This is a genomic window from Microbacterium sp. B24, assembly GCF_000333415.1.
Lineage (GTDB): Bacteria > Actinomycetota > Actinomycetes > Actinomycetales > Microbacteriaceae > Microbacterium.
This window is the reverse complement of the sequence record NZ_BADB01000540.1, coordinates 1-3,889: the sequence shown is the minus strand read 5'-3', so window position 1 is coordinate 3,889 and position 3,889 is coordinate 1. Positions and strand designations below refer to the sequence as shown.

General features: G+C 70.5%; 4 protein-coding genes and 1 pseudogene. 3 read left to right on the top strand and 2 right to left on the bottom strand.

Annotated elements, in window-relative coordinates:
• Positions 1–1,207 (top strand): MiaB/RimO family radical SAM methylthiotransferase (locus I5I_RS15810; protein ID WP_036322058.1); only part of this gene is annotated, 1,207 nt, incomplete at its 5' end.
• The gene (gene miaA / locus I5I_RS15805; RefSeq protein ID WP_036322055.1) at positions 1,204–2,118 is read left to right on the top strand and encodes a tRNA (adenosine(37)-N6)-dimethylallyltransferase MiaA; all 915 of its coding nucleotides are present in this window, start codon (positions 1,204–1,206) and stop codon (positions 2,116–2,118) included. The genes I5I_RS15810 and miaA, both read left to right, overlap by 4 nt.
• Before the next feature lie 46 nt (positions 2,119–2,164).
• On the opposite strand, the gene I5I_RS15800 is transcribed toward miaA, so the two are convergent.
• Positions 2,165–2,620, bottom strand: coding sequence for an ASCH domain-containing protein (locus I5I_RS15800; RefSeq protein ID WP_051039695.1), 456 nt, complete (start codon positions 2,618–2,620; stop codon positions 2,165–2,167).
• A gap of 129 nt (positions 2,621–2,749) precedes the next feature.
• Between I5I_RS15800 and dapF the strand changes: the two genes are divergently transcribed.
• Entirely contained in the window at positions 2,750–3,613 is an 864-nt protein-coding gene (gene dapF / locus I5I_RS15795) for a diaminopimelate epimerase (RefSeq protein WP_036322049.1), read from the top strand.
• A 60-nt stretch (positions 3,614–3,673) separates the two neighbouring features.
• Here the strand turns inward: dapF and I5I_RS15790 are convergent.
• Positions 3,674–3,889 (bottom strand): annotated as a pseudogene (locus I5I_RS15790) (16S rRNA methyltransferase); the annotation flags it as partial.

Genomic DNA, 3,889 nt, shown 5'->3' with positions numbered 1-3,889 from the left:
ATTCGAGCTCGGTCCCGGGGATCCTCTAGAGTCCATGGGCTCGCTGCCCAGCCTCCTCGAGCGGGCGCGCCACAACGGCGATGCAGAACTGGAGATCCTCGAGGCGCTCGAGGTCTTCCCCTCGACCCTGCCGACCAAGCGCGACGCCGTGCACAGCGGCTGGGTCTCGATCTCCGTCGGATGCAACAACACCTGCACCTTCTGCATCGTGCCGAGCCTGCGCGGCAAGGAGAAGGATCGCCGCCCCGGCGACATCCTCAACGAGATCCGGCTCCTCGTCGAGGACGGCGCCGTCGAGGTCACCCTCCTGGGTCAGAACGTCAACAGCTACGGGGTCGAGTTCGGTGACCGTCAGGCGTTCGGCAAGCTGCTGCGTGCCGCCGGGCAGATCCCGGGGCTCGAGCGCATCCGCTTCACCAGTCCGCACCCGGCCGCCTTCACCGATGACGTCATCGATGCCATGGCCGAGACTCCTCAGGTCATGCCGCAGCTGCACATGCCGCTGCAGTCCGGATCCGATCGCGTCCTACGGGCGATGCGGCGTTCCTACCGCAGTGACCGCTTTCTTGGCATCCTCGAGCGGGTCCGCGACCGCATCCCGCACGCGGCGATCTCCACCGACATCATCGTCGGCTTCCCCGGTGAGACGGATGAGGATTTCGAGGACACGATGCGTGTCGTCGCGCAGGCACGGTTCGCCAGCGCCTTCACCTTCCAGTACTCGATCCGTGAGGGCACCCCCGCCGCGACGATGCCCGACCAGGTGCCGAAGGCCGTGGTGCAAGAGCGGTACGAGCGGCTCATCGCCCTGCAGGAGCGCATCAGCCTCGAAGAGAACCAGGCCCAGATCGGCCGCGAGCTGCAGGTGCTGGTCTCGACCGGCGAGGGAAAGAAGGATGCCGAGACCCACCGCCTGACCGGCCGCGCCGAAGACAATCGGCTCGTCCACTTCGAGCTGCCTCGGGGCTCGGCCGTTCCGCGCCCCGGAGACGTCGTGACGGTGACCGTGACGCACGCCGCTCCGTTCCACCTGCTCGCCGATAGCCCCGACGGGGCGCCGCTGCGCATTCGGCGCACGCGCGCGGGCGACGCCTGGGATCGCACCCAGGCGGAGTCATGCGGCGTGCCGACATCCTCGGGCGTCGCGGGCGAGACGGGCGCACCCCGCGCGGTGTCGCTCGGGTTGCCGACGCTCCGCCTCGGGTGACCGGGCGTCTGTGGGGCGTCGTGGGCGCCACGGGCACGGGCAAGTCCGATCTGTCCCTGCGGCTCGCGGAAGCGCTCACCGCCCGCGGTCGCCCGGCGGAGATCGTCAACGCCGACGCCATGCAGCTGTATCGCGGGATGGACATCGGCACCGCCAAGCTGTCGGTCGCCGAGCGCCGCGGCATCCCGCACCATCTCTTCGATGTGCTCGAGGTCACGGATGAGGCCGCGGTCGCGGCGTACCAGGAAGCGGCCCGTACCGTCATCTCAGAGATCTTCCACCGCGGAGCGGACGCCATCCTCGTCGGCGGCTCGGGCCTCTACGTCTCGAGTGTCGTCTACGACTTCCGTTTCCCGCCGCACGACGACATCCTGCGCGCACAGCTGGAAGCGGATCTCGAGAAAGGCGGCCCCGGGCCGCTCCTGGAGCGTCTGCGCGCACTGGACCCGGCGACCGCCGACCGTATCGATGCGCGCAACGCTCGGCGGATCGTGCGCGCCCTCGAGGTCGCCGTGCAGGGCGACCGCGGTCACGGCGCCGTCCTGCCCGCAGATCCCGTGCTCTGGCACGTGCCGACGACCCTCATCGGTGTGGAGGTCGAGCGTGCAACCCTCGTCGCGCGCCTCGACGAGCGGGTGACCCGCATGTGGCGCGAGGGCCTTCTCACCGAAGTCGCAGCCCTCCGCGACCGCGGTCTCGAGCAGGGCGTGACGGCCAGCCGGGCCATCGGCTACGCGCAGGCGTTGGCGCACGTGGCGGGTGAGCTCGATGCGTCCGAGGCCATCGCCCAGACGCAGGCGCTCACCCGACGCTACGCGCGGCGCCAGGTGTCGTGGTTTCGCCGGTATGCCGACGTGCGCTGGGTCGCGCCCGACGTCGACGCGGTCGTCCTGGCAGCATCGGTGGCGTGAGCGAAGTCCGCACACTCACCGTGCAGCCCGAGCCGCTCCTCGTCGTTCAGTCGGCGTGCTCGGGGGGCCAGACGACGCGGAAGCGTTCGAAGACGATCTCGTCCTCCTCCGACCATTCGGCTCCGCGGGCTGCGGCGACGCGCGTCCAGTAGCGGCGGTGCTCGCGCTGCCAGCTCTCCAGCGATCCGTCGTCCTCGCCCTCGTCGGCGGCGAATGCCGCGTCGCCGCTGGTGAAAGGACCCAACCTCAGTTCGGTCGTGCGCATGATGATGCGCGGTGCGCCGGAGCTGTCGCACGCGATCCAGTGCGATCCGATGCGCGGCACGAGATCGCCCCGAGCGACGAAGTCGGCCACGAGCTCTGCCGTCGCCCGTTTCCGCCCCGACAGCACGATGTCGAGGAGTTCGTCGGCGAGCCGGGCGTTGTCACCGAAGTGCTCGACGGTGTACTCGCCCCCGGCGAGCACCGCTTCGGGCCGCGCGGCGCGGTAGGCGTCCCACATCGCGGCGGCAGCATCGCTGTCGAGGGGGAGCGCGTGAGAGGAGAGAGCGGGTTCTGTCACCCTCAGATCCTGCCACGTCGCTCGCGCGCGGCCGGCCGAGGCGCGGCCTGCAAACCGTAGACTGACCGGGTGGGAGAGTCCATCGCATTCACCAAGGGCCACGGCACCGGGAACGACTTCGTGATCGTGCCCGATGACGAGGGCGCCCTCGACCTGAGCGCCGCCCAGGTGGCGGCCCTGTGCGATCGCCGCTTCGGCATCGGCGGCGACGGCATCCTGCGCGTCGTTCGCAGCGCCCGCATCGCCGAGGGTGCGGCGAGCGGGGACGCCGAGTGGTTCATGGACTACCGCAACGCCGACGGATCCGCCGCCGAGATGTGCGGCAACGGCACGCGCGTCTTCGCGAAGTACCTGGTGGACACCGGCCGTGCCGACATCGACGCCGCACCGCTGCGCATCGGCACGCGCGCCGGCATCAAGACCTTGACGCGCAGCGACCTGGGCTTCGAGGTCGACCTCGGCGTCTTCGCCATCGACGGCGACACCGTCGTGAAGGCGCGGGGACTCGACGTCGCCCGGCCCGGTCAGGGCATCGACGTCGGCAACCCGCACGTCGTCGTGGCGCTTTCCAGCACGGCTGAGCTCGAGGAGCTCGACCTCACCGTGCAGCCGCTGCTGCATCCGGAGCCGGTCGCCGGGGCGAACGTCGAGTTCGTCGTTCCGGCCGACCCGCTCGTGAAGAACGGCGTCGGCAGCATCCGTATGCGTGTCTTCGAACGCGGTGTGGGTGAGACGCTTTCCTGCGGCACGGGTGTCGCGGCGGCGGCCCTCGCCGTTCGTCACTGGGCTGGTCCCGCGGCGCCCGATCACTGGAGCGTCGAGGTGCCCGGCGGCATCCTGGGCGTTCGCATCGTCGCCGAAGGCGACGGCGACCACGTGCTCCTGTCGGGGCCGGCGGCTCTCGTCTACTCCGGCGAGGTGCGCCTGGCCTGACGCGGCGTCGATCGCGGGGGACCCAGGGCGGGTCTGGAAACCCAGGGCGGGTCTGGAGACTCAGGGCAGTTCGATGGCGCCGGTGCGCACGGCACCGTGACGGCGCACTTTGAGCACGCGGAAGCCGCGTCCGGTCGCCGCGCGCGTCACGGAGTATCCGTTGTCGAACGTCGCCGCCAGCCACCTCTGCAGCGAGTCGGACCCGAGGTTTCGCTGCACGACCAGCCAGGCATCGCTTCGTTCGTCCAAGCGGGGCAGCCACGTCTCCAGCAGGCC